The sequence below is a fragment of the Caballeronia sp. LZ028 genome (assembly GCF_031451415.1).
GTDB classification, from domain to species: Bacteria; Pseudomonadota; Gammaproteobacteria; order Burkholderiales; family Burkholderiaceae; genus Caballeronia; species Caballeronia zhejiangensis.
Genome location: NZ_JARUXN010000001.1, coordinates 1,590,784 through 1,616,786, shown reverse-complemented (window position 1 = coordinate 1,616,786; position 26,003 = coordinate 1,590,784). Strand labels below are relative to the sequence as shown.

The 26,003-nt window shown below is 62.6% G+C and carries 35 protein-coding genes; 2 read left to right on the top strand and 33 right to left on the bottom strand.

Annotated features, from left to right (window positions below):
• Positions 1-16: 16 nt before the first annotated feature.
• The 6 genes from QCE58_RS07740 to QCE58_RS07715 all read right to left on the bottom strand — a co-directional run bounded on the left by QCE58_RS07740 (position 17) and on the right by QCE58_RS07715 (position 2,817).
• Positions 17-430 carry a hypothetical protein gene (locus tag QCE58_RS07740; RefSeq protein WP_309779399.1) on the bottom strand — a complete coding sequence of 138 codons (414 nt, stop codon included), beginning with the start codon at positions 428-430 and terminating at the stop codon, positions 17-19.
• A 4-nt stretch (positions 431-434) separates the two neighbouring features.
• Positions 435-1,013: a lysis system i-spanin subunit Rz gene (locus tag QCE58_RS07735; RefSeq protein ID WP_309779397.1), complete on the bottom strand. Its 579-nt coding sequence runs from the start codon at positions 1,011-1,013 to the stop codon at positions 435-437.
• A 1-nt stretch (position 1,014) separates the two neighbouring features.
• Positions 1,015-1,536 (bottom strand): glycoside hydrolase family protein, encoded by a 522-nt coding sequence (locus tag QCE58_RS07730; RefSeq protein WP_309779395.1) that lies wholly within the window; start codon positions 1,534-1,536, stop codon positions 1,015-1,017.
• Entirely contained in the window at positions 1,508-1,795 is a 288-nt protein-coding gene (locus QCE58_RS07725) for a hypothetical protein (protein ID WP_250456695.1), read from the bottom strand. The genes QCE58_RS07730 and QCE58_RS07725 overlap by 29 nt, the downstream gene beginning before the upstream one ends.
• A 61-nt stretch (positions 1,796-1,856) precedes the next feature.
• Positions 1,857-2,312 carry a hypothetical protein gene (locus QCE58_RS07720; protein ID WP_309779393.1) on the bottom strand — a complete coding sequence of 152 codons (456 nt, stop codon included), beginning with the start codon at positions 2,310-2,312 and terminating at the stop codon, positions 1,857-1,859.
• 85 nt (positions 2,313-2,397) lie between these two features.
• A complete protein-coding gene (locus tag QCE58_RS07715) occupies positions 2,398-2,817 on the bottom strand; it encodes a hypothetical protein (RefSeq protein WP_250456693.1) in 420 nt (139 codons plus the stop codon).
• A 202-nt stretch (positions 2,818-3,019) separates the two neighbouring features.
• Between QCE58_RS07715 and QCE58_RS07710 the strand changes: the two genes are divergently transcribed.
• Complete coding sequence (locus QCE58_RS07710) at positions 3,020-3,283, top strand: XRE family transcriptional regulator (protein WP_309779391.1); 264 nt, start codon at positions 3,020-3,022, stop codon at positions 3,281-3,283.
• Positions 3,284-3,381: 98 nt separating this feature from the next.
• Positions 3,382-4,122: an SGNH/GDSL hydrolase family protein gene (locus QCE58_RS07705; protein WP_309779390.1), complete on the top strand. Its 741-nt coding sequence runs from the start codon at positions 3,382-3,384 to the stop codon at positions 4,120-4,122.
• Here the strand turns inward: QCE58_RS07705 and QCE58_RS07700 are convergent.
• The 27 genes from QCE58_RS07700 to QCE58_RS07570 all read right to left on the bottom strand — a co-directional run bounded on the left by QCE58_RS07700 (position 4,119) and on the right by QCE58_RS07570 (position 25,786).
• Complete coding sequence (locus QCE58_RS07700) at positions 4,119-4,523, bottom strand: tail fiber assembly protein (RefSeq protein ID WP_309779389.1); 405 nt, start codon at positions 4,521-4,523, stop codon at positions 4,119-4,121. The two genes, QCE58_RS07705 and QCE58_RS07700, sit on opposite strands and share 4 nt — an antisense overlap.
• Before the next feature lie 11 nt (positions 4,524-4,534).
• Positions 4,535-5,380, bottom strand: a complete 846-nt coding sequence (locus QCE58_RS07695; RefSeq protein ID WP_309779387.1) for a glycine-rich domain-containing protein — start codon at positions 5,378-5,380, stop codon at positions 4,535-4,537.
• 12 nt (positions 5,381-5,392) lie between these two features.
• Positions 5,393-5,989, bottom strand: coding sequence for a putative phage tail protein (locus QCE58_RS07690; RefSeq protein WP_309779385.1), 597 nt, complete (start codon positions 5,987-5,989; stop codon positions 5,393-5,395).
• A 7-nt stretch (positions 5,990-5,996) separates the two neighbouring features.
• Complete coding sequence (locus QCE58_RS07685; RefSeq protein ID WP_309779384.1) at positions 5,997-7,118, bottom strand: baseplate J/gp47 family protein; 1,122 nt, start codon at positions 7,116-7,118, stop codon at positions 5,997-5,999.
• A gap of 43 nt (positions 7,119-7,161) precedes the next feature.
• Positions 7,162-7,608, bottom strand: a complete 447-nt coding sequence (locus QCE58_RS07680) for a phage GP46 family protein (protein WP_309779383.1) — start codon at positions 7,606-7,608, stop codon at positions 7,162-7,164.
• Positions 7,609-7,611: 3 nt separating this feature from the next.
• On the bottom strand, positions 7,612-8,175 hold the full coding sequence (locus QCE58_RS07675) for a phage baseplate assembly protein V (protein ID WP_309779382.1): 564 nt from the start codon (positions 8,173-8,175) through the stop codon (positions 7,612-7,614).
• 9 nt (positions 8,176-8,184) lie between these two features.
• Positions 8,185-9,264: a phage baseplate assembly protein gene (locus tag QCE58_RS07670; protein WP_409014097.1), complete on the bottom strand. Its 1,080-nt coding sequence runs from the start codon at positions 9,262-9,264 to the stop codon at positions 8,185-8,187.
• Positions 9,264-10,871, bottom strand: coding sequence for a phage tail tip lysozyme (locus QCE58_RS07665; protein WP_309779379.1), 1,608 nt, complete (start codon positions 10,869-10,871; stop codon positions 9,264-9,266). Before QCE58_RS07665 ends, QCE58_RS07670 begins: the two co-directional genes overlap by 1 nt.
• A gap of 3 nt (positions 10,872-10,874) precedes the next feature.
• The gene (locus QCE58_RS07660) at positions 10,875-12,302 is read right to left on the bottom strand and encodes a DNA circularization N-terminal domain-containing protein (protein WP_309779378.1); all 1,428 of its coding nucleotides are present in this window, start codon (positions 12,300-12,302) and stop codon (positions 10,875-10,877) included.
• Positions 12,303-12,465: 163 nt separating this feature from the next.
• Complete coding sequence (locus QCE58_RS07655; RefSeq protein ID WP_061163938.1) at positions 12,466-13,026, bottom strand: phage tail assembly protein; 561 nt, start codon at positions 13,024-13,026, stop codon at positions 12,466-12,468.
• Positions 13,027-13,029: 3 nt separating this feature from the next.
• Positions 13,030-13,404, bottom strand: coding sequence for a phage tail tube protein (locus tag QCE58_RS07650; RefSeq protein ID WP_061136869.1), 375 nt, complete (start codon positions 13,402-13,404; stop codon positions 13,030-13,032).
• Between the two features lie 65 nt (positions 13,405-13,469).
• On the bottom strand, positions 13,470-14,963 hold the full coding sequence (locus tag QCE58_RS07645) for a phage tail sheath subtilisin-like domain-containing protein (protein WP_250497230.1): 1,494 nt from the start codon (positions 14,961-14,963) through the stop codon (positions 13,470-13,472).
• Positions 14,960-15,148: a DUF2635 domain-containing protein gene (locus tag QCE58_RS07640; RefSeq protein WP_061117460.1), complete on the bottom strand. Its 189-nt coding sequence runs from the start codon at positions 15,146-15,148 to the stop codon at positions 14,960-14,962. Before QCE58_RS07640 ends, QCE58_RS07645 begins: the two co-directional genes overlap by 4 nt.
• Before the next feature lie 9 nt (positions 15,149-15,157).
• Positions 15,158-15,712: a hypothetical protein gene (locus QCE58_RS07635; protein WP_309779376.1), complete on the bottom strand. Its 555-nt coding sequence runs from the start codon at positions 15,710-15,712 to the stop codon at positions 15,158-15,160.
• Between the two features lie 43 nt (positions 15,713-15,755).
• Positions 15,756-16,094, bottom strand: a complete 339-nt coding sequence (locus tag QCE58_RS07630; protein WP_061163934.1) for a hypothetical protein — start codon at positions 16,092-16,094, stop codon at positions 15,756-15,758.
• Positions 16,095-16,097: 3 nt separating this feature from the next.
• Positions 16,098-16,334 (bottom strand): hypothetical protein, encoded by a 237-nt coding sequence (locus QCE58_RS07625; RefSeq protein ID WP_250497228.1) that lies wholly within the window; start codon positions 16,332-16,334, stop codon positions 16,098-16,100.
• Positions 16,335-16,341: 7 nt separating this feature from the next.
• Positions 16,342-17,391, bottom strand: coding sequence for a major capsid protein (locus tag QCE58_RS07620; RefSeq protein WP_250497227.1), 1,050 nt, complete (start codon positions 17,389-17,391; stop codon positions 16,342-16,344).
• A 77-nt stretch (positions 17,392-17,468) separates the two neighbouring features.
• Positions 17,469-17,882, bottom strand: a complete 414-nt coding sequence (locus QCE58_RS07615) for a head decoration protein (protein WP_250497226.1) — start codon at positions 17,880-17,882, stop codon at positions 17,469-17,471.
• A gap of 27 nt (positions 17,883-17,909) precedes the next feature.
• The gene (locus QCE58_RS07610; RefSeq protein ID WP_250497225.1) at positions 17,910-18,500 is read right to left on the bottom strand and encodes a hypothetical protein; all 591 of its coding nucleotides are present in this window, start codon (positions 18,498-18,500) and stop codon (positions 17,910-17,912) included.
• Positions 18,501-18,523: 23 nt separating this feature from the next.
• The gene (locus tag QCE58_RS07605; RefSeq protein ID WP_250497224.1) at positions 18,524-19,420 is read right to left on the bottom strand and encodes a S49 family peptidase; all 897 of its coding nucleotides are present in this window, start codon (positions 19,418-19,420) and stop codon (positions 18,524-18,526) included.
• A 13-nt stretch (positions 19,421-19,433) separates the two neighbouring features.
• The gene (locus QCE58_RS07600; RefSeq protein WP_250497262.1) at positions 19,434-20,951 is read right to left on the bottom strand and encodes a phage portal protein; all 1,518 of its coding nucleotides are present in this window, start codon (positions 20,949-20,951) and stop codon (positions 19,434-19,436) included.
• Between the two features lie 144 nt (positions 20,952-21,095).
• A complete protein-coding gene (gpW, locus tag QCE58_RS07595) occupies positions 21,096-21,371 on the bottom strand; it encodes a gpW family head-tail joining protein (protein ID WP_309779374.1) in 276 nt (91 codons plus the stop codon).
• Positions 21,372-21,388: 17 nt separating this feature from the next.
• Positions 21,389-23,410 (bottom strand): terminase gpA endonuclease subunit, encoded by a 2,022-nt coding sequence (locus tag QCE58_RS07590; RefSeq protein WP_250497223.1) that lies wholly within the window; start codon positions 23,408-23,410, stop codon positions 21,389-21,391.
• A complete protein-coding gene (locus QCE58_RS07585; RefSeq protein WP_250459776.1) occupies positions 23,388-23,966 on the bottom strand; it encodes a hypothetical protein in 579 nt (192 codons plus the stop codon). The genes QCE58_RS07590 and QCE58_RS07585 overlap by 23 nt, the downstream gene beginning before the upstream one ends.
• Positions 23,967-24,158: 192 nt before the next feature.
• Positions 24,159-24,368, bottom strand: a complete 210-nt coding sequence (locus tag QCE58_RS07580) for a hypothetical protein (RefSeq protein WP_309779372.1) — start codon at positions 24,366-24,368, stop codon at positions 24,159-24,161.
• 6 nt (positions 24,369-24,374) lie between these two features.
• On the bottom strand, positions 24,375-25,061 hold the full coding sequence (locus QCE58_RS07575) for a hypothetical protein (RefSeq protein WP_309779370.1): 687 nt from the start codon (positions 25,059-25,061) through the stop codon (positions 24,375-24,377).
• Entirely contained in the window at positions 25,061-25,786 is a 726-nt protein-coding gene (locus tag QCE58_RS07570) for a hypothetical protein (protein ID WP_309779369.1), read from the bottom strand. The genes QCE58_RS07575 and QCE58_RS07570 overlap by 1 nt, the downstream gene beginning before the upstream one ends.
• Positions 25,787-26,003: the final 217 nt, after the last annotated feature.

Below are 26,003 nucleotides of genomic sequence, written 5' to 3'. Positions count from 1 at the left end.
CCGCCTGTGCGGCCGATTACTGGCCGTTCGTGTAAGTGCTCGACGAGACGCTCACCGTCTGGCCCTGCGCGATTGTCGTGCTCGTGAGATTCAGATCACAGTTGCTCGTGCCGACCGTGCCATCGACGACTGCCACGCCCGCCGACGTGCGCAGGCGGTACCAGGTCGCAGTCTTCCCGGCCCCTGCCGCCGCCGTGCCCGTGCCGTTGCTAATCGCATTCGCGGTGACCACGCCATTCGCTGCGGCCGGCGCGAACGTCGAGCTGCACGGAAGCGTCGCAAGCAAGTTCTGCGTCGTGATGGCGGTGTCCGGTCCGGACGGTTTCGCGCCGTCGTAGATGTCGTACGCGCCACTCGTTCCGACCTTCGCGGTAATTTGGTCCTGCTGAGCGTTCTTTAGCGCGACGCTGTACTTCAGATCCGATGCCATGTGGTCATTCCTTCGCGGTGGTCGTGAGGCTGCATGCGCCCGCGATCACTCCTTGCTGCTGGAGGATGCAGACGTAGTGCTGGAGGTATTCGGCTTTTGCGCGGGCGTCGCTGTCGGCGTCGTCGACGATCCCGAAAAGAGCTGATCCAAACGCTGGTGATAGCTCGGCTGTGCCACCGGCACCATTGCCCACGCTGCCGGCGCTTGCGCCTGAATCTGCGGCGTTGCCACTGCTTGCGGGGGTGTAGGCTGTGACTGCGACGCGCAGCCGGCGAGCGCCATCAGCGATAGCAGCGCGATTCTTCGCATTGTCGGCATCATGAGAGGCTTTCTCCTGAATGAGTTGCGCGTCCAGAGACGCGATCTGGGTCGACGCGTCGTTCTGTTTTGCGATCGCCGCGCGCGCCGCGCTGGCAGCCGCGTCGGACACGGCCTGGAGCTTCTGCGCGTTGATCTCGTTGTCGCGCGCGTGCGAGGTCTGCTCGGTGGCGAGCTTCGTGGCATCGACCGTGTGTACGGCTGCGCCGCCGAGCGCGATACCGAGTGCGCCGGCGATGATCCCAGTGATGAGGTATGGAGACATGTCAGTTTCCTCGGCAGGCCTGCGCCTCGAGCTGACGACGCGTCACGATTCCGCCGCAGCGGTTCGCCGCGATCGCGCAATCCTTGCCAGCAACGAAGCGCCACTTGATGAACTCGCTGCACGCGGCGGGGAAGTCTCGCGCGATGTAGCGCTTGCGCAGCGTTGATCCCTTGTAGTTCGGCACGCCGATGTTGTAGGCGAGATCCACGACGGCAACCTTCTGCCCGTCCGTCAGAGAGTCGAAGCCCGGAGTGATGTCGCGCACGGCCGCCGCGTAGCCCGCAAGGCTGTCGCCGAGCATGGATTTGCACTCGGGTAACGTGTACGCGCGCATCTCGACGTTCGTCTCGCCAAAGCAGACGGTCTGGACGTTGTTCGCGAGACGATCGTTGTACGGCTTCAGCGATACGCCCTCCTGCGACGCGGTCAGCGCGACGAGCGCAGCCGCAGCGGCAGCGCCGAGCGTCGCGGCCAGTGTCTTCTTGCCGGGCCGCTTACTCGGCTGCTGCGCTTGCGTCGCCATCCGCTGCCCCGCTCGTGGTCGTTTTCGGAGCCGTCGTCGTGTAGCGCGCGGCGATGATTGCAAGACAGCCGACCGCGATCGCGATCGCGAGCCGCCAGCTATCCGGGAGGAGTGACTTCACTTCATCGGGCATGCCAGTCCACGCCGCCTCGATGAAAGGCGATGCTGCCGAGACGGCGCCGAGGGTCGCCGCGATGATGGTCGACGAGTACGTGTGCACCTTGGCCGCGTCATCGACGAGGCGAAGCTTGAGGTTCATAGGGCCTCTGAAAAGAAAAACCCGGCGCGCGGCCGGGTTCGGATGTAAAAGCTGCTGCTGGTTATCGGCGACTGCCCGCCCAAGGCTGCGCGGGCAACGAGGGATGCGTGGCGGTTTCGAGCTTCTTGTCGACTGCCTTCGCGGTGTTGGCGGCTTCGTCAGCCTTAGTCGCCGCGACCGCAACCTTTTGCTCGACGGCCTCTGTCTTCTGCGCCGCGACAGTCGCCGCCACAGCGGCCTGCCGCGTCTGCTTGATGAGGGCCGCCTGGCGCGCATCAGTCAGCTTCGCGCGGTCGCCGAGAAAGCGCAGCGTGTATTGCGCGACGTCATGCGTATCCGTGATCAGCGATCGAAGGTCGGACATCGCCTGGATGTTTTGCTGATTCTGCTGCTGCAGCTGCTGCACCTTGCTCTCGTACTCGGCGACGCATGCGTTTCGCGTCTCAGCGCGCACCTCGGGAAAGCGTTTGATGTACGCCGCGCGCTCCTTGGTCCAATTCGCGCGCTCGACCGACATTCCCCACTGTCCAATGAAGAAGCCAACTGCGGCGACGCCACTAAGCCCACCGATGATGCAGAGACCCATTACCCACCACCGCCAGTCACGAACGCGAGACATCTGACTCCCTCCGGTTCTCGATCACCCGCTCAAGGCGTTCGATTCTGGTTTTCAATTCGAGCACCTCGGCCTCAGCGCGCTGCGCGCGCCGGTCGGCCGCATCGGCGCGCTGCTCTGCCGAGCGCATCAGTTCTTCAGCGCGGTCCGCGCGCTGCACGGCAAGCAGCTCACGAGCCTCGGCGCGGCCAGCGCGCTCTTCCGCCAACGTCGCGAGCCGCTCGAACCGAGCAATCGCTTCGACTTGCGCAGCGGAGTCCGCCTTGACGATGTTGGCCTCGCCCTCGCTCTCGGCTTGTCGTCTGCGATCGATCTGCCGCCACATGCGGCCGCCGACCCAGAAGGTGCCAACGCTTCCAAGAGCGGTCACTATCGACTTGACGCCCTCGTTCCAGAACTCCGACATCTGGCATACCCTCGTAATTTCGCCGGTGGTCCGGGCATGAAAAAGCCGCTCAATGGCGGCGGTGTTCGTGCTTGACTGTTAGCCCCAAAGGGGCTAATGTCTTTCTCATTGGGTAGCGCGTCCTGCGCCGCCCGTCATCCCGAAAGGACGAAAATGGACCGCCTTTTTCGCGCGCTCGCACGCGCCTCTAAGAGAGCTTCGAATGAAATACACCCCGCCGTCGACAAGCGACCTGGCTCGCCTGAAAGCGGATCTCCGCATGACTGGCAAACAGATCGCGGAATTGTTCGGTCTGGCTGGCGATCAGCAGTGGCGAAAGTACACCGGCGGGCACGAGCCCCGGCAGATGAGCGCGCAGATGCTGTTTTTTGCGATGGCACGGCTGGAACTCGACGAGCAAACGCTGCAGGCGATCCTCGATCGCATGCGCGCGGCCGGCGCTCAAATCGATCTATCGGCCGAATAGTCGAAGTCGCGGCCGCCTATTCGTTCAATCGCCCTGAGGAATCATCCGATACAATCCGTCCGATCAAAACAGACGCATCTAAAAAGGGACTTGAAACGATGATGATTCGAACCCTCGCGGCATGCCTTTTGGGACCGCTCGTTATGGCGTGCACTGCTTGCGGCGGCGGAGGCGGTAGCGGCGTCGCGGATTCCACCAAGACTCCGGCTCAAACCAATAAGTCGGTACTGATCTACGCAGAGGGCGATTCAACGATGGTTGGATACATCGTGCCGACTGGCCCGATTCCTCCGAACACGCCATCGCGAACGAAGTACATCCCCACAGACGTGATGCAAACGCAACTGCAAGCGGCCTTCGGCCCATCCGTGAGCGTGGAGAACCACGCAGTCGGAGGCACTACGGTCGGAAGCTCTCTCAATGGAACTGGGCGCTATCCCGCGCCGCTGGCGACCCGACTTGCAACGTCGAACGCACAGATTGTTCTTGCCAACTTCGGCATCAACGATCAATTGCTGACGACCGCCGACCAGTACAAGCAGGACTGGCAGAAGTGGATCGATACCGTTAAGTCGTTCGGGAAAATCCCGGTGATGGTCGAGCGCAACCCCATTTGTGCGAAAGGGGCCCCGGATCCGGGACCTTTCATTCAAGCAGAGCGAGACGTTGCTAAAGCGAATGGCGTCGCGCTGATCGCTCAGTACGATGCAATACTTGCAATGCCGGGATGGCAGCAGATGCTCGGCGATTGCTTGCATCCGACCGATGCGCTCTACCAGATCATCAGCCAAAAAGACGCAGATGCTATGAAGCCGCTCGTCAAGACGCTAATGAATTAAACCGGCTGTGCCGGCCACGCCGGCGCAATCTGCGTCAGATCCGTGCGATTGACCGCAACGCGATACTGCTTCCACTTGGTCAGCGAGGCCGATTCAGCGGCCGTCGCTTCCCCGAGATCGACAGCATCCTGCAATGGGCCGATCGCTAGCGCGGCCTGCGCCAGAAGATCGTCGCGGGTCGCCGTGTTGGCGGCTAAGATTTCGGCGGCGTTCGGCACAACAGGGGCCGGACCCATGAAATCAGTCCCATCAAAATTCCAGCCGGGACCGACAGCGGAGCCTTCTGGCAGAGCGATCGCTCGCAGTCCCTCTTCGGGCGACCATTGAGAATCATCCCCATCCCACAAGATGACGCTGACGACCGAGTTCGAAGCATCGACCAACGCGTAAAGATTCTGCATGTCTTTCCCTCTTATTGAGACAGATATTCGGTGACGATGACGACGCCGGGACGGCCAACACCTCCAGTGTTCGTATGCGACCCGCCTCCGCCGCCGCCAAAGCCGCTCCCGGTACTGCCCGCGCCAGTGCCCGCCCCGTTGGCGCCCGAACTGTAAATCGTTGACGCGCCGTCGCCGCCCACGGCAACGCTGGAGCTTCCGAATCCGTACCGGCCGAAAGCGCCGCTAACGGCAATGGATCCAGCAGGGGATGTCGTTACTGATCCGCCGCCGCTGGGCTGACCAATGGTGGGCGTGCTTGCGGTAAGGCTTCCGCCGCTGCCGCCACCGCATACGATAAGCGATCCGAAGGACGACGGACTACCTCCGGATCCGCCATTCCCTGCAGCCGCACCGGCAGCGCCGCCAGCTCCGACCGTAACCGTCTGAGACGCCCCGATGGTCGCCGCCGAAAGAATGGCCTTGCAATACGCGCCGGCCGCGCCGCCGCCGGCCGCATTGCTCGACGACCCGGTCGCGCCGCCTCCGCCCGCTCCGATAACCTCAACTTCCGCGTAAAGGAGCCCGGCAGACGGTGTATAGGTGCCAGAGGCCGTAAACACCGTGCGCTTCACACGCCCAATAAACATCGCCCTTAGTGCCAGCAGAAGCTGGTTATACGTGGTCTTGCTGGGGGTCAAGCCGCCGGCCACGACGACTGCGCGGAGTTCCTCCTGAATCATGTTCAACCAGGACCCCCGCACGTTTGTCGCTGGCACCCCTGCCGTCGGATTTCCTTCCGTGAAATAGCCTTCGGTTCCAGCGGCTTCCGGCGTCGGAAGAGACGTCGCTGCGGTGGCGTCATCGATGCGAAACATTGTTTTGACCTCTTACGCGTAAGCGAAAATCGGGATGGTGTGGGCGGGCATCACGGCGCTGAGTTCGCACTCAAGAACCTTATTGCCCCAAGATACGAGTGGATCCCCCGCCGCCATCGACCCCGCGACTGCACGGACGACCGTATTCAGTGGTGCTGTGACCTTCCAGGCGAAGTTCCAGTCATAGCCGCAGCACGGCTGCCCCGCGCGTAACATGCCGGCGCGAGCTTGTGTGTATTGCGTGATCGTGACGGTGTATCCAAGACTGGCGGCGAAGGCGATCAGATGCGGTATCGACGCGCCACCTAGGGTCGTCAGGCGAGCCACCACCTGCGCCCGCCGCGCGGGAATCGTCGGCGCCTCCCCGGCACACGGATCAGGCAGACCGAGCGTCGACTCCCACTCAGGGAGAAGCTCGTACGTCGTCGAAGGGAACGCATCGAGCAACAGATAATTCGCGCGTGCCGTCTGACGCTCGTACGATGGCGCGAGACCAGACAGAACCTTCGCCTGGACCGTATCCGGATCACGCGGCCATACGCGACCGCGGGGCAACAGCGCCTGCATCGCAGCGAGAAAGTCAGCCGCTTTGAAATTCGGTGCAAGCATGGATGCCTCAAACGTAGTTCACGCCGGCGAGCACCGGAAGCTGCCCGAATCCGCTCGTGATGTTCCCCGGATACGTCGTTGTCGTCGTTCCCACCACGCCCTGAACGAGCGTAATGACGAATCCGCTCGTACCCGACACCGACGCGATCGCCGATTCGATGTCCGAGCGATTGATCGTGCCCGACCGCGGATCGCCGTTTCGGAAAAGGACATCGGAGATCGCTGCGGAGATTGCTGCGCGCGTCGATGTCGACGTGCCCGTCAGCCCAGAGAGCGTGAGCGTCAGATTGTTCGCGACGGGAGCGCACGAATAAACGAGTGCGGTGACCGGCTGCTCATTGACGATCGTGTCGGCGACGATGAGCTGATCACCGGTCGCGACGGTTCCACGCGGCGTGCCGCCCGGTCCCTTGTCGTACTGCGAGCACCCGTTGGTGCCTTGAGGGAATCCGCCGTGCGAAGCCTCGGCGGCATCCCACATCGTGTAGATCACGACCGTACCCGCACCGAAGCCATTCGGCGCGCACCACGCGCGCGTCACACCGGGCACGGCAAGCGCCCAGCCGACGTAGTCATTGAGATCGCCGCCCTGCGGCGTGTTCTGATATGCGGCAAGCATCCGCGTGCGCAGATCGTCGTTATCTTCGATGTCTGCGCCGGATGCGACGGTGCCCGTGATCGTCCCCGACGACTGCAATCCCGCAACCGCGACGCCGAGCGCTACCGTCGTACCTGGATCAGCGTTACCGTCGGCGCCAGCTGACGCCGCAACGATAGTCACAGACAACGAGCCGCCTACGCCGACGGTTGCCGTCGAAGCCGTCGAATACTCAGCGCCATCGCCGCGCGCCACCGGCGTCCCTGCATTCAGCACTGTTCCCACGACTCCTGCGAATGAAGCAGTCAACTGCGCCGGCGTCGCCGCCTTGCGATACACCTTTTTGAGGGCTGCCCACCCTTCAAGGTATTCATCCTCTGCTGTGAACGGCACCGCCTGCTTCGCGATCCAGTCAAGGTAGCCCATCTGCAGGTTCGACATCCCTGCCTGCACCTTTCCGACCACCTTAAGAACGGTACGACGCAGCGTTGCATCGGCACCCTGCAAGGCCGAGTTGATGTCGGCCGCCACCTCGCTGATCAAGGTGGAGAGCGTTTTTCGTTGGAATGGCATATCAGGTGAGCTGTTGCCACGCCCAAGCGTACGTCAGTGAGACGCTCGGGCCGGCCGGTTGATAGAGCGTGATCTGCGCGCCGAGAAACGTGTCGCGCGTCCATTCCGTCTGAACATCCATGGTCGCGACGACGCCATCATCAACGAGCCATTGCAACGCCTCGACGATGTAATCGCGCGCGTTGTTGAGCACCTCTTGAGTCTGCTTCGACCGATCAAGCAGCCACAGCCGCGAACCGATCGGGCTGTCTTCGTCGAGATCGCCCCACCAGCCGCGCGGGTCTCCGGTTCCGTCGGGTATGACGTCGTCGGAATTGGCGACGCGGTCGGTGAATAAGCTTATGAGGACGGCGGTTTGAAGATCGTTGCCTGTGAGCAGATCAGGTCCGAGCTGCTGCCAGTCGCCGCGGCTGTTCGCCGTATCCCAGACAATGCTGATGTCAGGCATCTATTACTCCGGCTGCGTCGGCGGCTGCGTGTTGATTGTGCTTCCGCCAGTCTGTACGTTCACGATCGGGTGCGTATGCAGGTTCGCGACTTGGCGCATTCCCGCGACCGTTCGCGTGTTCGTTTCATAGTTGTCGATGATGTCGCCCTTGCACTTCAACAACGGCGTGTCGGCTTCGATCTCCGGCGTGTTCGTGATCGTCACAGGCTTGCCGCCGCCATCTAGCACCATGCCCGCCTGCGATAGATAGACCTTCTGACCCGTGTTGTCGTGCACCACAACCTCGCCGCTTGCCAGAGCCGTGACGCGATATTTCGCGTTCGATGTGGCGATGACGATGCCGTTCGTGCGCTCACCGTTCCCGAAGACGATCAGCGCCTCGGACCCTAGAGGCGGATTCGATGACAGCCCGTACTCGACGTAGCGCGGAATGTCGCCGACCGTCTCGAGCGCATTGACCCTCGCCTGCAGGTACTGCACCGTTCGCGTGTCATCGACGAACGAGATCACCGCGCGGCTCACGAACAGACGAATCCGCCGTGAAAGCGCGTTCAGTGCGTCGAGCATTCAAAGTCCTCAGGCCGGCGCGATGTCCGGATCGATGCGTTGTAGAACAAGCGGCTCGGGCAGATATGCCTGACGCGGCGCCAGCAGAAGCTCGGTATGCGTTCCGTTCTCGTCGAGGATGAAACTGATCTCGGTGATGAGCAGGAGCGTCTTTTCTGGGATCTTGAGCTGCGGCATCGTGACGGGCACCTGATAGTTCACATACCAGGGCGATCCGCTCGAATCGGTCCAGCTATCCACCAGCACGCGGACCTGCCGAGACATGCCATAGGCACGCGCAATCTGCCAGTCGACGCGCCGCTCGAGATAGGTTCGATCCGACGAAGGCTGCTCGGACACGATAAATTTCGGGCGATACCGCTTCACGCCCGGGTCATACGCTGTGTATTCAGGCAGCAGATTGACGCCGATGTCCGTCGCGTTGTTGTAATTCGTCAGCACACCCGAGACGCTGGAAAAGCGCCCAAGCGAGCTCTTTACCGATACAGCCGACTCTACGTTCTTCCCGATTTCGAGCCCAGTCGATCCAAGCGCGTCGCCGGCCAGCGCAAGGCACAAGGAGCCGTCCTCGAGCTCGAAAGCGAGCACGCCGCTGTACCTGCAGCAGCGCTCGATGATCTCCCACGGCGTCTCCGTGATCGAGATCAACTGAAACGGGATCGTCGGCAATTCGTCGATGACAGCCTGCAGGCTCGCCGAAACAACAACGTCAATTTCGAAGTTCTTCAGCAGGGACCGACAGACAGCATCAATACGGCTGTTCGCCAAAATCCGATCGACCGGCGCACTGCAGTCGATCAGATCTTGGCATTTGCCGCGACCGGTCGCGCGAACCAGATGCTCGTGCGGCGTGATGATGTATTCGACGGTATCGACGTATCCGGTCAGCAACAGATTGTCCGCATCGATAGCGATCTGGATTGGAACGCCGCCGATCAGCGAGGCCTCATCGACTTCTTCCGGAAAGCGCTCGGTCATCTCCAGCACGAACGAACCGGTGCAACTCTCGATCGAACGCGTGACGCGCGCGCCTTTCCAGCCGGTGATCGAGATACTCGATTCCGGCAAGGTAACAACGAGCGAATTCATCAGTACGTCGCCCCAAGCGCGAATTGACTGGTTGAACCGGTGGAACCTCGCTCCACCGTCGATTTCACATTGGGCGTGCCGGAGACTTCAGCGCGAGAACCCTTCGGCATGTTGCCGAGTTCAACCTTCACGCGCAACTCGCCATCCGAACGCGCCGGTGCCGCGTCCCGCTGTGCCGCGGACGGCCCTTGGCTCCCCGAATATAGACCAGCGATGCGGGTCGCCGTCGCCGCGCGCGCAGCAGCTTCGGTGTCAGCTGCCGCCGGCCGCTCGTACAGCCGAGACACAATGCGAGCTGCCTCCTCCGGAGTGCGGGCCATCTCAAGAGCTGCTCCGGCACGCTGCTCGCCACCGTTTCGAAGCTCGTAGTCCACATAACCAAGCTGCTGCTCAAGCGTCGAATTGCCGATCCAGTTCCCGGCCCACCTCTGGAAGCCTTCCTGTCGATCCTTGTGCCACTGCGCCGCACCGTAGGCGCGCCCGTTATCGCCGGTTGCCGTCGGGTCGATTCCGCTCTCGTGCTGCAGATTTGCCGCGATCCCAATCGCTTGCGACCGCGTCCAGCCTCTCGATTCGAAAAACGAGACAGCCGCCGGGACGTTGGCGTTCGGCTCCGCGCCGACTTGCGCATTCGTGCGCGCTCCGTTCCCGCGCAAGAAGTTGCCGAATTTCTCTAGCCCATCAATTGCGCGGTCGCCGAGGTTCGCTGCGGGCGGCGCATCCGGCGACGAAGCGGGCACATTGCTCGTGCCGTTCCAGCGAGTCGGCACGTATTCCTGCCCGTTCACCCGCGCGATAACCCGCTCAACACCCTCCAAGAAGGTCGTCAGCGCTGGAGCAAGGCCGCCGAGAATTGTCTGCTTTGTCTTGTCGAACTGAGCATCCAGCCTTGCCATCGCTTCGGCATAGTCGTTCGCGTGACGAATATCGTCCTCGCTTGGAGCGAGCGCGACGCCGCGCGCGTAGCGATCGCGCACACCGCCGGCGCCCTTATTCAGCAGATCTTCCAGGCCGCCGGCGTCGAGAGCTTCAAACAGGCGATGGCGCGCGAGCGGGCCGTTCCGACTGTTCACGCTCTCGCCGGCCGCGGCGATCTGCTCGAGCAGACGCTCTGAACTGAACTGGCCGCGCTCGTCGAGCCCGTTGATGCCGTACGCCTGGTAGATCATCCGCTTCTGCGGATCTCGACCCTGCGTCGACTCGTAGTACCCACGAGTCACGCCCTCAACGGACGACGTCGCCTGCTCGGCGCTCAAACCGACAGACTTCGCCGCATTCTGAATGCCGAATAGTTCCTTGGCGTCGATGCCAAGAGTCAGCGATTTGTTGCTGACGCTGCGGACCGTGTTCGCCCACGCCGATTCGATCGAAAGAATTTTCGATGTCACGAGCGCAGCCGCGCCGACCACGCCGGCAAGCAAAGCGCCGCTGAGGGCGCTGGCGCGCGTGGCCCCAGTCACGAAGCTCTGCACCGCCGTCATCCGCTGCGACGATCGACTCGTACGGATCATCGCTTGATCGATGGCGCGCAGGTTCCGGTTCGCCGACGCGAATCCCGCCCCGGTCCTGTCGAGCGCGGAGATAACGATCGTCAGGTTGTTCGCCATGGATCAGGTCGCAAGTGCCTTGAAGCGTGTTGGAAAGAACGCGGGATGCACAGGGTCAGCTTGCGCGACCAACTCATCCGCGCGCGATGCGTCGCGATAAATGCGGTTCGCAAGGGCGAGTGCCGGCAGCGGCGTTGCAAACGCGAATGTCCGCATGGCCGGAAGCCCCGCTCCGCGTTGGTTCAAGTCTGATACAACGGCTTGCCGAAGCGATCGGAGCGCGTCGTACGTCTCATCGTCACCTTGATCGCCAGCAATCACTGTTTCAGCGTCGATTAGATCGAGCACCTGAGCGCGCACTCTCGCCGCGTCGTCGCTCGAAGTAGGCTCATAAGTAGACGCCGCCACTGCTATGGAAGCGATGGTTGCGCGCCGAAACAGGTCCGTGCACGCCGATTGTATGGTCGCCATCGCGCTGCCGATCGCCGACGCCGTCGTCACGCCGCTCGGTTCGTAGGCGGCCAACGACGTTAGCAAGCGCATCGAATCAGCCGGGTCCGGCGTCGCCGCCAGCATCGCGCTCGTGAGCCCTTGCGCCGCAGCGGTGAAGTCGTCGATTGTCGACGCGTCGAGATTCCGCGCCGCTGCGTCCAGGGTCGCGGACGCGGTGTCAAGATTCGCGCGCGCGAGGGTTGCAGCTTGTGTGAGGCTTTCGACGGTTGCGCCGCTTGTGTCGACGGACGAGATCGGAAATTTGCTGAATGTCGGCACCGTCGCGCTGCCGGCGAACCGACCAAAGTCCCCAGGCAGAGTCGTCAGAAGTCGGAAGAGGTTCCGCGCGTCTCCGACGAAATTCTTCGCCGCCGTGTACCAGCCGACCGCCGTGCTCACTGCCGATCCAAGCACCGCAGCGCCGTACGCGATTGCTGTCAGCGCCGTGCGAGCGAAATTAAGAGCGGCCGCCACGTTCAGGCCGCTCGCGGCGCTTTCTACAAGACTGCCGCCCGCCACCGAGGTCGCCGGGAAGACACGAGGACCGCCCTCGATGAATTCAAACTCGAATTCGAAATACCGGCCCTTCTCCCACCGCTCGATCCAGCGGCTATCCATCAGGCTGACGTCTCGCCGACCATACGTCGGATGCACGAGTGAGCCAGCGCCTTCCTTCTCGCACGCTGCAATCAGCAGGTCGCGCTGCGCAATGACGTCGTCGCCAACGACGAAGCCGAACACGCGAAAGCGCCGCGTGCCGCGCCCAAGATCCTCAACCCACGGCGTGTCGCGCAGCGGGTATTCATGCAGTTCGTTCCGCCGACCGAAGCCCCCTTCACCGCCTAGCGATACAAACGGCACGCCGCGGAATGACGCGGGCCGCAGTTGATCGAAATACGAACCGGCGGAGCCGCCGAGCCGTGCAGCCAGCGAGCTCGCCAGATTGGAGATGCCCGACGTGGTGCCGAGCACTGCACCTGCGCCGCCCCCAATGTTCATGCCTTCGCTCCAATCTGTTGTTTCATGCGCTTGGCCTGATCAAGCCAGCGCAAAGTCTCGGAAAACGTCATGCCGTCGGCGTCGTTCGGCCCCCACCGCATGAAATGCGTCAACTCGGCGAGAACGTCATCCCAGCCTTCCGGCACGGCCGTGACGGCGGCAATCAGTCGTCCGAGTTCGCTGTCCGCCGAAGCTGAAAACCGTTGAAGTACGCGCACGCGGCCATGAAATCGCGCGCCGTCAACGCGCGCACCGCGTTCTTCGGCACCTTCGACACGATGCTGATAAGCGCGATACTCGAGGCGAACGTGCCGCCGGCGGCCGACGCTTTGCGTTTCTGCTGGTTCGTCGGCTCGCACAGTTCGAGAGAAGCGACGTTCAGCGGGCTCTCGTCGGCCGTGAGTTTGACCGGCGATTGGAGAACAAGCTCGAACTCATCGGCGCTGGCCTTCATGCCGCTGATCGCTTCCTTGCCGAATGAACCGATGAAGTCGGCAGCCTCATCAATCTGGCTCGTGTACATCTGGTCGATGACGTCGACGGGCACGCCGCTAAGCAGCGCGATGAGGGCGATCTGCAGACCGTAGACACCGGCCGCATTTTCCGCCTTCTCATACTCGCCTGCGGTCGGCTCACGGAGCGTGATCGAGTCGACTGTCTTCGCCTGATCGCCCTTGCCATAGCTCAGCGCCTTGCGAAGTTGGATGGTTTTTGTGTCGCTCATCGATTACTGCTCCGTGACCGAGCCCTGCAGGCCTTCCCACTTGACGGTGAATTTCGCTTCGGTCGTATCGACTTCCTGCGCTTCGACAGTCCACATGTTCCGGCCGATGATCGTCTTGCCGTTTGCGAGCTCGAGAACGACCGTGTTGCTGCGCATCGCGTTGATCGCAGCGAGGCTGACACCGCCCGAGTCGCGGATCGATGCAGAGATCGACGGAGCTTTGGGCTTCTCGCTGAAGCCGTGCACCGTATCTTGGCCGGCCAGCGACTCGCGCGTCACGGTGCCGACGTCGTACCGCAACTCACCTTCGAGCTGATAGTTGACGCCGTCGATCGTGATATACGCGGTGCCGGCGATGAAATTCGTGTTGTTCGCCATCGTTGGCTTCTCCACAAAAGAAAAAGCCGCCCGGTCATGGGCGGCTCACAGCGTTGGCGAACTGCTTACGTCTGGCTGGTCGACAGACGGAACTGCGCGAGCAGCGCGAAGATCCGCAACTGGTTGATCAGCGTGCCCGGCCAGAGGACGTCGACACGGTTCGGGTTCTGCGCGTTTTGCTCGACGATGATCGACTGAGCGAACTTATCGCTGCCCTGCACGTAGCCTTCGTACTCCATCGCCTGATATTCGGCGATCTGATCAGCCTTGATGATGTTCGGCGTCACGATGCCGGCACCCGGGCCGAAGCGCGTGCCGTTCGCCGCCAGCTTCACGCGCGCATACTTCGACGTTACCAGCGTGCGCAGGCGACGCAGCACGTACGCGAGCAGGAACATCGTCTCGACTTCGAGATAGCTGTTGTCGGGCTGGCCGAACGCGTTCGTCTGGTAGCTCGTGATCAGGTTCTCGATCGCGACCGTGCCGTCGTCACCAACGGTGAAGGTGGCGATGCCGTCATAGAGCAGCGTGTTGCGCTGGCTCAAGTTGAATCGCGATTGGAGCGGCGGCGCAAGCACGCCGGTCAGCGCGACGGTTTGCATCGGTACGCCCGGATCAGCCCGCACGCTCACCGCCGTCACGGCCGCGATCGCCGCCGCCCATTGCCATGCGGGCGTCGGCGAGTCATTGAAGCCCATGATCGACTCGTGCTGGTTATTGCGCGACGTGCCGAACGTGGTGAGCCCCGCCCATGTGCTGCGATATGCGACAAACACGTGACCGTACACCTGCTGTTGCCAGCTCCAGCGACCGGTCGAATCGTTCAGGAACGCCTTCAGGGCGTCGAGCGACGTCGTATCGGTAAACGCGCAAGCGATGAAGTCAAACGGCATATCCTGAAGATTGCCGAGCGCCGTCGTGAGCGTCGGGTTCGTCGTCCCACCCGCCATCGCCGTGATCGTCGCAGCCAGACCGGTGGGCAGCGCCTCGCCGGCCGTAGTGCCGATGTAATTGAAGCGGACGTCGATGTCGTTGCCGACGAGGCCCTTGTTGTCGGCCGTCAGCGTTACGGTGCTCGTCGATGCGGCTGCAGTGACGGGCATCGACGGGATCAGATTGATCGCCGCAGCGACAGCGGTCGCAATCTGCGCGGTCGTCTGGCCTGCCGTCACCGGCACGGAGACGAGCTGACCAGCAATATACAGCGAGATCGTGCCATTGGCCGTCGGCGCCGAAGTGAACGCAATCGAACCGGTCGCGGCTACCGCGCCGGCAGCGTCCTGCACCGGCAGATACCAAACCTCACCGAACTGGTCATTTTGGCGATAGGCGGCCGTCATCAGAGCGAGCACGCTGTTCGCGCCCGCCTGGACGTTCGCGTCGCCCGTGCCAGACGAAATGAGCGGCACGTTGGGCGTCGCGATGCCGGCCGACGTGATTGGGCCGATCAGCAATGCGCGCTGGTTCGCGACAGCGGAGTTCGCGTGCGAATTGTCGATCTCGGCGAAGAACAACGGCGTGCGGATGTTCTGCGGGATCTGCTTGAACGGAATGGTCATTCTGCGTCACTCCCCGACTGCTTCGGTGCGGGCAGAGCCGCGTTGTCCGCGAGAACGACGTCGCCGTCATTGAGCACGCGGGTCCAGAAGATGTCGCCGTCCGGCACTTCGATGCCTTCATCCGGCAGCAACTGCTTCGTAACCGGATGCCGCACTTTGAGGCCCGGTGCAGGTTTGACGATCATTCGTCGCTCCTATTGAGGAAATTGAACGTTGACCTCGCCTTCCGCGCGCCCGTCTGGACCCTGCGTGCGCGGGGCCGGCGTGACAGCGTCGGGAAATGGCGGGTCCGGATATGTGCCGTTCGGATCGGCGAGGTTCGTGAGGTCAGCCGTCACGTTCATCGCGAGCAACTGCGTGTTGATGTCTGGATAGAACGTCTCGAAGAACTCAATGCCCAGAAGGATTGAGAGCCCGCCTACGTGTGTCGAGCCATCGGCGGTCACTTCCGTTTCCGTGTCGCAGAACGGGAAGTCCTGCGCGATGCGGCGTAACGGAATGCTTTTGAAGACCGCTTCTTCTATCTCCGCACCGAGCGTTTCGAGCGCAAGGAGCGCCGCAGGACCGGAGGCGGCCGACACTTCTGCCTTGATCTCGAATGCCGCGACGGTAGTGAACGCCGTCGGACCATTTCGGCCATTCGACTGCTTCCGCTCTTTCGCCGGCCGCAGCTTGATCGCGGGCAGCTTGGGCGTCGCCACATTCCAGTCACCAGGCGAATACACAGCCACACCCGGAATCGTCTGCAAGATCGAGAGCAGCACGCCGCGTAATTCGGCGCGGCCAGTCGGATCAGACATCGGTTTGCCCTATGACGTTGAGCATGAGCCGGCCGCCGCCGTGGCCATCGAGATGGACCTCGCGCACCTGCCACTGCTCGCCCGTCTTATTGATCATCAGCGTGTCGTACTGCTGCGGCTCAACGGGGAACTGCGAGACTTGGATGCCAACCGTCGGCTGCTGCGTGACGACCGTCGACCCGGTCACCGGATCGACGCCGAAGAACGCCTTGTCGTAAGCGCCAGTGATCTGGAACGAACCACCGTCGATCGGCATATAGGTGATCGCCGTCCCGAACTGCGCCATCAGAGGACCCAGGATCTTGCCGTCGACGATGTCGTCCCAGTCCATCGCTCACTCCGCGTGGTCGATCGACACCTGCCCGCCGGTGATCTGCGCGCCTTCTAGCTTCACTTCCTCGACCTTTTCGGGATTGAGGAAGCCGAGCGCGCGCAGGCGCTTCACTTCCGATTCGGGCAGCTTGACGGTCTCGCCAGCCTTTTTGATGATCGGCTCTTCGCCGGGCTTGAGCTGGTCGTGAATCGTGCGGCCACGCGCGACGACGGCTTCGATGAATTTTTCGTTCGCCATGTCTGCCTCACGCGACGGTTGCGGCCAGCGCGGCATTCACGCGGCTCGGGATGACGATGGGCGCCGACTGCATCATCAGGAATCGTTGCGCCGGGTCTTCCTTGACCCACGTCTTCGGAGCGAACGGCAGCGAAGCATAGTTGAACGCCGGGTCTTCGACGATGCCGAAAGCACGCGTACCCTGCAAATCCGGTCCCGACATGATCAGCGCACCGTCCGGCAGCATCGGCGTTTCGACGTTGGTAACATCGTCCACATACCAGTCGTTGTAGAGCCACAAGTTGTAGTTTCCCCACTTGCCCTTGTGGACGCCGCCGCGCTCGATTTGCGCACCCACATTCACCGCATTGCCGAACGGGGCGAGCGACGGATAGAACTCGGCGCCCTTCAGCACCGGATCGAGCTTGAAACCAGCCCATGACTTCGGCGTAAACACGATGTCGGTAGCGACCGCGCCAGACGCCTTCAGGATCTGTGTCTGCCACGCTTCGATATTGCTGGTCGGCGACGCCGTGCCTGCGGTGATGTTGGCCTGCGTCCATTGCGCACCGCCCGTCAAGGCGATTGTCAGGGAGCCATCACGGCCGAAATCGATGACCGTGGTTGGAAAGCCCTCGCCGGATACCGTGACAGTGCCGGTCAGGAGGGCATTTGCACCCATCCATTCGAGACGGCGCGTGAGCATGTCGATCTGGTCATTCAGTTCGAACTCCAGATTCATCTGCTCGCGCACTTCCGGCGTGAGTTCACCGCCGATGCGCTCACCGATCATGCGGCGGACCGGCTTGCGCAGATCGGGAGCGCGCTTATCTTTGATGTACGGCGGCTTGAACGTGTTGGTCTGGTAGCGGCGGCTTTCGACGAGCTTGCCTTCGACCAGTGGCGAGCAAAACGGCGACATCCGGCGCTTGCCGACGTCGACGTCGATGGACACGAACTCGCTGTCCGGATTGATGAAGCCGGGAAAAAACTTGTCGAGCAAGAAGCTCTGCGCCATCTTCAGGTTCTGCACGACCTGAATCAGCGTGTTGGTGTCGAATACGAGATTACCGGGCATTGCACTCTCCGAGTATGTGAGCCCAAATGAAAAAGCCCCGCACGGTGGCGGGGCCTTCACATCAGTTCTGGTTGAGATTAGCTCGGGTCAGCAGCCGAGACCGAGGATTTGAGGTGAATGCCGAGCGGGCGCAGCGCATCTTGAGCAGCCGTCGACGTGATGCCGGTGCCGAGCGTGACCGCGTTGACGTTGAATTCGCCTTCGAGGTACACGCCCGCGACCACGTCACCAGCGCTGCCGTCGGCATAGTCGGCCAAGATCGCCGTCGGCGTCTGACTGCCGTCGGACGATGCCGACAGGGCGATGGTGAACTTGCCGCTCGCCGTGATCTTGCCGAGCACGGTGCCGCGCACAAACGGGCCGCCGGTGATGGTGACGTTGCGGGTGACCAGCTGCTTCGGACCGGCGATCAGCTGATCGGGAACGAATGTCTGCGCGGATGCCGACGGGACTTGGGGGTTCTCCCCGACCGTGGTAGGAGTCAAAGCCATCTGAATTTCTCCGGGTGTGGGGAGGGATTAAAGCTCGCCGCGACGGAGCTTGCCCGCCGCGATGATGCGTTCTGCCATCGTCGGCTCTGCCGCTGCGGGTGCCGAATCGCCGGGGTTGCGCGGACGCGCGTGCGCCATACGCTCGTCGAGCGACTTGCGCTGGGACGCGACCGGGGCTGCCGGAGCAGCGGTGTGCGCTCCGGAGCCGAGAATCGCAATGGCGTCAGCCGACGACATTTTCGTGTTGAAAGCGAATTTTGCAGCTTGCTCGACATTGCCGGTCGCAACACCGTGCGCCATGATTCGCGCACAGCGCGCGCGCTCAGTTGCGCGAGCAGCCTTCTTGGAGTCGTCGGTTTCGTCGTCGCCGTCTTCGGCCTCGGTGTCGTCACCGTCGACGTCGTTCGCCTTTGCGTTCTTGGCTTCTTCTTCCTTGCGCTTTTCCTCTTCGGCCTTTTCCTTGTCGTCGAGCTCCTCCATGCGCTTCGCGTAATCCTCGTCGGACTCGTCGTCACGCTGCTTGCGCTCGTCGTCTTCTTGTTCGGCGCGCGCGGCGCCGGCACGGCTCAGCAGGTGGGCAAACGGCGCCACGCCCGCAAGGGTCTTTTTCAAACTCATTGCATACCTCGTGAGAGTGTTGTTTAGGCCAGCTCGGCCAGCAAGGCCAGGAGCGCCGCGTCTGGCGCCATCACTGCGTCTGCAAGCCCTCGGCTGACGCCGTTTTCGCCCATGAAGCAGGCGGCCTGCGTCTCACGCACCGCTTCGGGTGCGAGATTCCTGTTGCGGGCGACCGTGTTGACAAACAGTTCGCCCATAGCGTCGATGTCGGCCTGAGCCGCAGCGAGCGCCTCTTTAGATAGCGGAATTTCCGGATGGAAATCGGCCTTGCGATCGCCGTAGGTGATGAATGTCACCGCCATGCCGGCACTCGTTATCGCCTTAGACCAGTCGATGTGCATCGTGATCACGCCAATCGAGCCGACGCCACCGGTTCGAGGAACGATGATCTTGTCCGTAGCGCTCGCGATCGCGTAAGCGGCCGAATAAGCCGACTCAGAAAGAATCGACCACATCGGCTTGTCGCCGCGAAGACCGTAGATCGTGTCGACCAGATCGAAGCATCCCGCGACCTCGCCGCCGGGCGAATCCACGTCAAGCATGATCGCCCGCACACCTGGATCCGCATGCGCCGACAGGATGCTTTGTCGCAGGCCGTTGTAGCCCGTCATCCCGGAATATGGGCGCAGCGAGCCGAGCTTCTGCACGAGCGTGCCGCGCACCGAGATCATCGCGATGCCTGTATCGCCGACCATGTCGTAGCCGGGATCGACTACGCGGCCTGCGCGAGTGTCGTCTTCATATTCTTCGTCCCACGCGCCGAAGGCCATTGGGCGGATCGTTGATCCGTCAAGCCGCCCGATGTGGGAGATGCCGAGCCGCTCGGCGAGCGACGCCATGACGACTTCGGCCTTCTCCCGCTTGATCGCCAGCGGTGTGTTGAACATCCGCTGGCTCAGAAACGCGAATTGGCCATCCATAACTTCTCCGTTGTCATTGCGCCTTTGGCTCCTGCGTAACGTCGTCCGCCGTCGCATCGTCCTTCAGCGTTGACGGAAGGGGAATGCCGCGATCCTTGATGTACTGAATCTCGACAGCCCGCTGGTCGATGTTGTCGCGCCAATCGTTGCCCGATAGCTGCGCCGATTCGTCTTCAAGCGTGGACAGACCGGACTCGATGCCGAGCGCCGCACCTTGACGCTCCTTCATCGGATCGACGTAGCCGCGGCCCGGGCCGATCCACCACGCACGGGTATATGCCGCGCGCGCCATCGCAAAGTCGGGTGCTCCCGACGGAAGGGGCAGTTCGCCGATGTCCATCATTTCCTCGACCATGGCGCACAGAATCGGCTGGCCGAACCCGCGACCGAAGTCGCTGCGGCGGCGATCGAACGTCTTCCACGCCTCGAGCGCCGCCGCGCGGTACGAGGAATAGTTGACGTCTGCCCAGTTCTGCGTGATCTGCTGCGCGGACATGCCGGTGCCCGCCGCGACGTTGCGCAGCATGGCGTTCTCAAACTCGGCGAAGTTGCCCGCCGGCCGGGTGGCCGATACGGTGTTGATCTGTTCGCCGGGAAACAGGATCGGCAACCGCGCGCCGCCGAGACGTAGATCCGTCTTGTCGTGAAAATCCGCGCGCGCGTCCTGGTACCCGTTGTATGCCTCGACGTCCTCACCGTCGCCAAGCGCCTCGGTCACGAGCTGCTTGTCGAACGGGCTCGTGACGTAGGCGCCGAAGATCGCATTGATAATCGCTGCGTCGAGCTCGGTGCCGTCGTACTTGATCAGCATCTTCAGCCGCTGCAGCACAGGCGTCAGAATGCCCGCGCCGCCGCGATGCTGCGACGCGCGGTCGAAGTCGTAGTCGTGGACGACAATCGGCCGGCCCCAATCGGTTTCAGCGGCGATCCGCTCCCACGTCACCTGCTTTCCGCCGCTGAACCAGTCGCCTTGATGCGCCTTCCGGATGTGGTACGCCACCGGCGCGCCGTATTCGTCTACCTCGACGCCGCCGCGCATCGTCTGTCGATCGAAATTCTGTTGAGGGTTCGACAGTCGGTCGGGATCAATGAGCTGCAGAACGGTCGCATAGCGCGCGCCACGCGCCAGGCGTTCGGGCATCCACTGAAGGATCGCGAGCGCATCGCCGTCGATGATCTTGTGACGGAAGGCCAGGCGCATCATCTGCGGGATCGTCAGCTTGCGCTGCGCGTCGCAGAAGTGCGCAGGATCTTCCGACCACGTGCGCCAACCCGCCTCCAGCGCACGCCCAAACTCATCTGCCCAGACGTGATCAAATTTCTTGTTGCCGGTCATCGCGGCGAGCGCGCGGTAATCCGGCTTCGAGATCGGCCGGAAGTCGGCACCGATGACGTTGTCGAGCGTGCGCGTGACCGCCGCCGACGCCCAACCGTCGTTGCGCACCAGATCGCGCACGCGCGAAACGATGCGATCGCGGTACGGGTTGAGTTCGCCATCCGGCGACCAAAGCACCGGGTTCCAGTCCCGCATGTGCTGACTGGACATGTCCGCCGCATCGAATGCGCTGGTGCTGCCGTATCCGCTATAGCTGCCGTTCAGCGCGAGCGCACGGCTCTTGCGCTCCGGCAGCGGCTTCCCGTCCGGACCAAGTAGCTGTACGTTCGATTCCATGCGTTATCGCCGTGTGAGGGTAATTCGGTTCGCTCTGCGGGGCGACGAGACGATGCCGAGCTGCGCCTGCATCAACTGAATTGCCGCAGCCAATTCCGCGAGATTAGCGCGCGTGTACGTGACCGAGCGCGTACCGTCGCCCTGCGTGTACGAGTAAGACTCGCCCTGCGCGCCCGTCGACAACTGGATGTAGATCTGCTGCGCGTTGGCGAGTGACTGCCGCAGCGCTGTCTGATCCATGCCGGCGAGCAGGCTGCGGCTCGGGTCGAAGCATCGCAAAGTGGTTCTCCTATGCTTCAGCCGGCGAGCCGCCGGATCCGAGAGCGTTTCTCAGGCTGCGCCTGTTTGATGATCGGGCCGTCTGGGCGCACTGGCCGCGCCGCGCTCACGACATCCAGCTCGACCTCCTGCCGCGCCTCCGGAGCAGGCGGCAGAAGATCTGTCGAATCCGCCTGCACCGCTTCGACACGCCGGTTCAACTTCAGGCCCATGTGCATGAGGCCGCACAGCGCTGCGTAGCCGTACACCCGAATGTCGAGCGCTTCGTTCGCGCGGCCAGGCGGCAATTCCCACACTCGAAACTTCTGCCCGTTGGCGAACTTCGTCACCGAGCGCTCCGAGATGAGCTGCGCGAAGTAGTTGATGTCGCGGTCCGTCGGGAAGTGCATGTACCCAGCCGGGTACGTCAGCACGCCGTCGTTATCTTCGGGATCGCGTCGCAGCCGCTCGCGAATCACGTCCTTCGCCGCATTCACGCCGATGATGACCGGCCGGAAAGTCGATTTCGTTCGCGACGAAGGCCGCTTCGTCGGCCAGACAGGTGACCGCGCGCCGCCGCGCGCCGACTCGCCCTTGATCGCCCAGATGCGGCGCCCGAGTCGCGCCTTCGCGAACTCGTACACCTTCTGTGTGTGGTGACCGCCGGAGTCGATACAGGCGGCGGATACTGCGAAACCGCGGCCGTCTGCGCGCCGCCAGACCCTCTTCAGGTACTCGTCGACGCGTTTCCAAAGCTCCGCGCTCTCGGGGTCGCCCTCGATGACCGCGTGATCTATCGACCAGCTTTCCTCGTTGTGCCCCCAGCCGATCGTTTCGAGCTCGACGCGATCGTCTTGGACGTCGCCGCCGACTGTGATCAGACCGACGCCGTCGGGCACTTCCGCATCCCAGACTTCCGTGCGAGCCGCCAGCCGCGTCTCGCTCAGCGCGCGATCGCCGCGATCCTCGTAAGGCTCGCCGAGCACGAGGTTGATGAACGTCTGCCGTGCCAGCGGGTCGTCCTTCACGCGGAGCCATTCGGCAACGAGGTTCGACCAGCACGCGTTCGGAAAGAGGCTGTATCCGGCCCAGATATGGAAACCGGCATGCCCCTTGAATGGCTTCGTCGCGCGCCATTCACCGTTCGTCACCATGTCAGCCTTGTCGGCCTCGTGGATGATGCAGCCGTTGTGCCGGCAGACGTAGTAGACGCTTTCCGGAATGCCGTTGCCGTGCTCGTCCTTGTCCCACTTCATGCCGTACGGCGTTTCGGGACTGCCCCACTCGAGCACCTGGCGCTCACCGCAGTGCGGGCAGGCCACGAAGAAGTAGCGCTGATCGCTTTCGTTGAAGCTCTTCTCGATCCGGCTGTAGCCCTTCACCGTCGGCGTCGAGCCGAGGACGATTTTGCGATTCCAGAATGTCTCAGACCGCTTCGTGCCGAGCGCGATCTGATCGCCTTCGTTGCCAGCACCGTCGACCGGATAGGCGTCGACCTCGTCAAACATGACGACGCGTGACGTGATCCGCCGGAAGCCTGCCGGACTGTTCGCGCCGACGAGCGTCAGGCTCGAACCGTTGCGAAACGTCTTCGCGAGGATCGTCTGATCGCTGTTTTTCGCCTTCTGATCGCCCGCGATCGCCGCGAGCACCGGCGTGTCGCGCAGCATTGGCGCGATTTCCGTCTTCGAATAGCTCTCCGCATCCTCGACACGAGGCTGCACGACGAGAATCGGAGAAGGATCCTGGTGGATGAAGAAGCCGACAGCGTGATCCATCAGCTTCGTGTAGCCGACGCGAGCCGACTTCATGACGCTGATCTTCTCGACGCTGGGGTCGGTTACTGCATCCAGCATGCCCCTCTGATAACCGAACGCCCGAAAGCGGCCGGTCTGCGCACTCGTCTCACGCGAAAGCACGGCATAGCGCTCGGCCCATTCGCTCAACGTCAGCTTCGGCGGTGGCGTCAGGTTCTGGCGAAGCGCCGCCGCGAGGCCCGCGCGCAACGCTGCATAGCCGCGCGCGTATCGCCGTGTGCTATTTAGGGTTGCCTGCTCCATCGCGAGTGAGTTCTTCGAGTGCTTCTGTGATGACCTCCTGCAACATGTCCTGCAACTCGGCAGGCGTCTTGCATCGATGGAGACGCGGAGCCTGTTCCGCGGGAATTGACAGCAGGCGGGTTCGGACCTTGGCGTATTCGGTGCCGACCGCCTTCGCCACTTCGGCCACGTCGATCACCAGACCGGAATCCCGGTCGTATTCGAGCTGCGCCTTCAACCCGAGATAGTTCTCTTTGAAGCAGCGCGCCGCGTCGAAGTCAAGCAGCTCGACGTTGCCCGCGAGAATCCGATCCGCGACGTCAGCCGCATCCTCGCGCGCGCCGAGTGTTACCTCGCTCGCCGCCTGGGTAACAGTTTTGCGTTTGTTACCCTGAGCCTCTTGGGTAACAGCGTGGGTAACAGTCGGGACACCGTCGCGACGGTACTTTTTCAGCAGCGCGTTCGACGCTTCGACGTCGACCTCATCGCCCGCAAACACAAGCCAGCCGCGCTCCTTCCACTTCGTGACCGTCTTTCGACTGACACCGTGGAGAACCGCGAACTCGCTCTGTTTCATCGCTCGAATCTGTTACCTGTTACCCAAATTTGAAAAGTTTGTGGCTAGAGAAAGATCGCGCGCGCGCAGTGCCCGCGAAGTAGAAGGGCGGCGGAGGACCCGCTTGTAAACCATACCTGCCACCCCTCCCAGAGCACCCCACACCGCCCTCTTGATGCGCACTTTTTACAACCATCCCGCGCGCGGCGCGCGTCAGTACTCGCCGTTCCTGAGCATCACGATGCCGGGCACAGCAGAGTTGATCGCGTCGTCTTCACTGATCTGTGCATCACCGGGCAACCCGACAGCTTGCAATGCCACGTTGAGCAGATGCTCGGCAGCAGACGCGCATTCAGCGACGACCACCGCAGCGACTCCCACCGGATAGAAGCCGGTGAAGTTCGTGCACTTGTAGATCCTCATCGTCGATCACCGTGCCGTCGCGAGCGCCTTTGCAAACGCCGCAGCAAACTCGGCGCGATATGTAGATGCGACCACCTCACGGCCGCGCTTGCCAAAGTCGAGGTGCTGCTTGACCGGCTGCGCATCGCCGAAGCGGATCAGCAGTCTTAGATGACTCGTCTTGTTCGCGCCACGCAGCGCGACGCCGCGCTTGCCGCTGCGCTTGATCGCCTTGACGTCGGTCGGCCGCTGCCACACTCCACCGATCGACTCGCCGCTCGCTGTCTTGATCGAGCCGACGAATATGTCAGGCCGGCCCTCCAAACGCTTCAGCGCCGTGCGGCTGAAGTTGCCGTACTGGTTCAGCAGCGCCATATCCTTCGGATTCAGCCACGTCTTGCCCGAGCCGATGAGCTTGTGCGTGCCGCCGAACTCGTACGGCGCGAGATACGCGGCGGCGATGTCCTTCACGAACACCAGCGCCTCTTGCGTGTTCTTGCGCGCGGCTTTCATGCCGATCGAATTGACCGTGAATGGCGTCGGGCGATCGAACACTTGAGGGAGGGCCGCTTTCTCGGCGGCCTGAACGCGTTTCGCGACCGCCGTCAGCGCCTGTGCACACGCGAACGGAAGTTGCTTGCGTTCGAAATCGTTGAGCCTCCGCGTCAGCGCGTCGAGATCCGACTGAACGCTGATGCGGATGGGGCTCTGCATTACTCGCCGTCCTTGATGGTCGGGTGATTCTTGAGATCGGCAAGACGTTGGATCAGGCGCTGATACTCGTGCACAGCGGCGTTGCCGACCATGCGCACCAACGCTTCGATCTCGCCGATGATGGTCAGCGGATGCTCATCCGAGCCAGAGCCAATCTGGGAAGCAGAAAGCGCCGCATCGGACTCCCCCGCTTCAGCACCGCCAGCCTCCGCATCAGCGGCGCCACCAACGTCCAAAGGGACGGCGTCCGACGAGACGCTTGCCGGCACTTGCGCATCAAGGTTCGGTGCGGCCGGCGTCGGATTGAGGTCGGCCGCGCCCGCGCCGCCCGGGTCGGCCTGCGCGTCAGAAATCACCGCGGGCGAAACGTCGACTGATTGCGAGTCGGAGGTCGCGGCCGTATCTGCCGCCTTTCCCTCGTCAGCCGCCGCCGTGGATTCGCTGCTGGATGCTGCGGGCGAGATCGAGGACGTGTCGACGGGCTTTCCCACGTCAGCGTCCGTATCCGAGCCGGTCGCAGACACAGCCGGGTCCTGAGCAGCCTGGGCATCGCCATCCGTCTGGGCTGGCGACGAGGTTTGCTCCCCCACGTTGGCGCTCGGGTCAACGCCCGCTCCGTTTGCGATCAGGTCGGGAATATCGTCGCGCGTGATTTCACGGATCGGTGCGACAGCCGCCTCTTCGTTATCGAAGATGACGTTGGTGTCGGGATTGAACTTCAGCATAGCAACCTCCGAAAAGAAAACGCCCCGGCATAAGCCGAGGCGTCAAATCAGGGCAGTTGCCCCGCCGAGGAGACACGCACAAACGTGTTCGAGCGATGCGCAATGCAAAAAGCCCGCTGTCTTTTGACAAGCGGGCTTTCAGGGCGCATCTTTCCGGCGATGATTATCTGACAATCTTTTAAGCTTTACAACTTTTTTCTGAGGCCCGTCAGAGAGG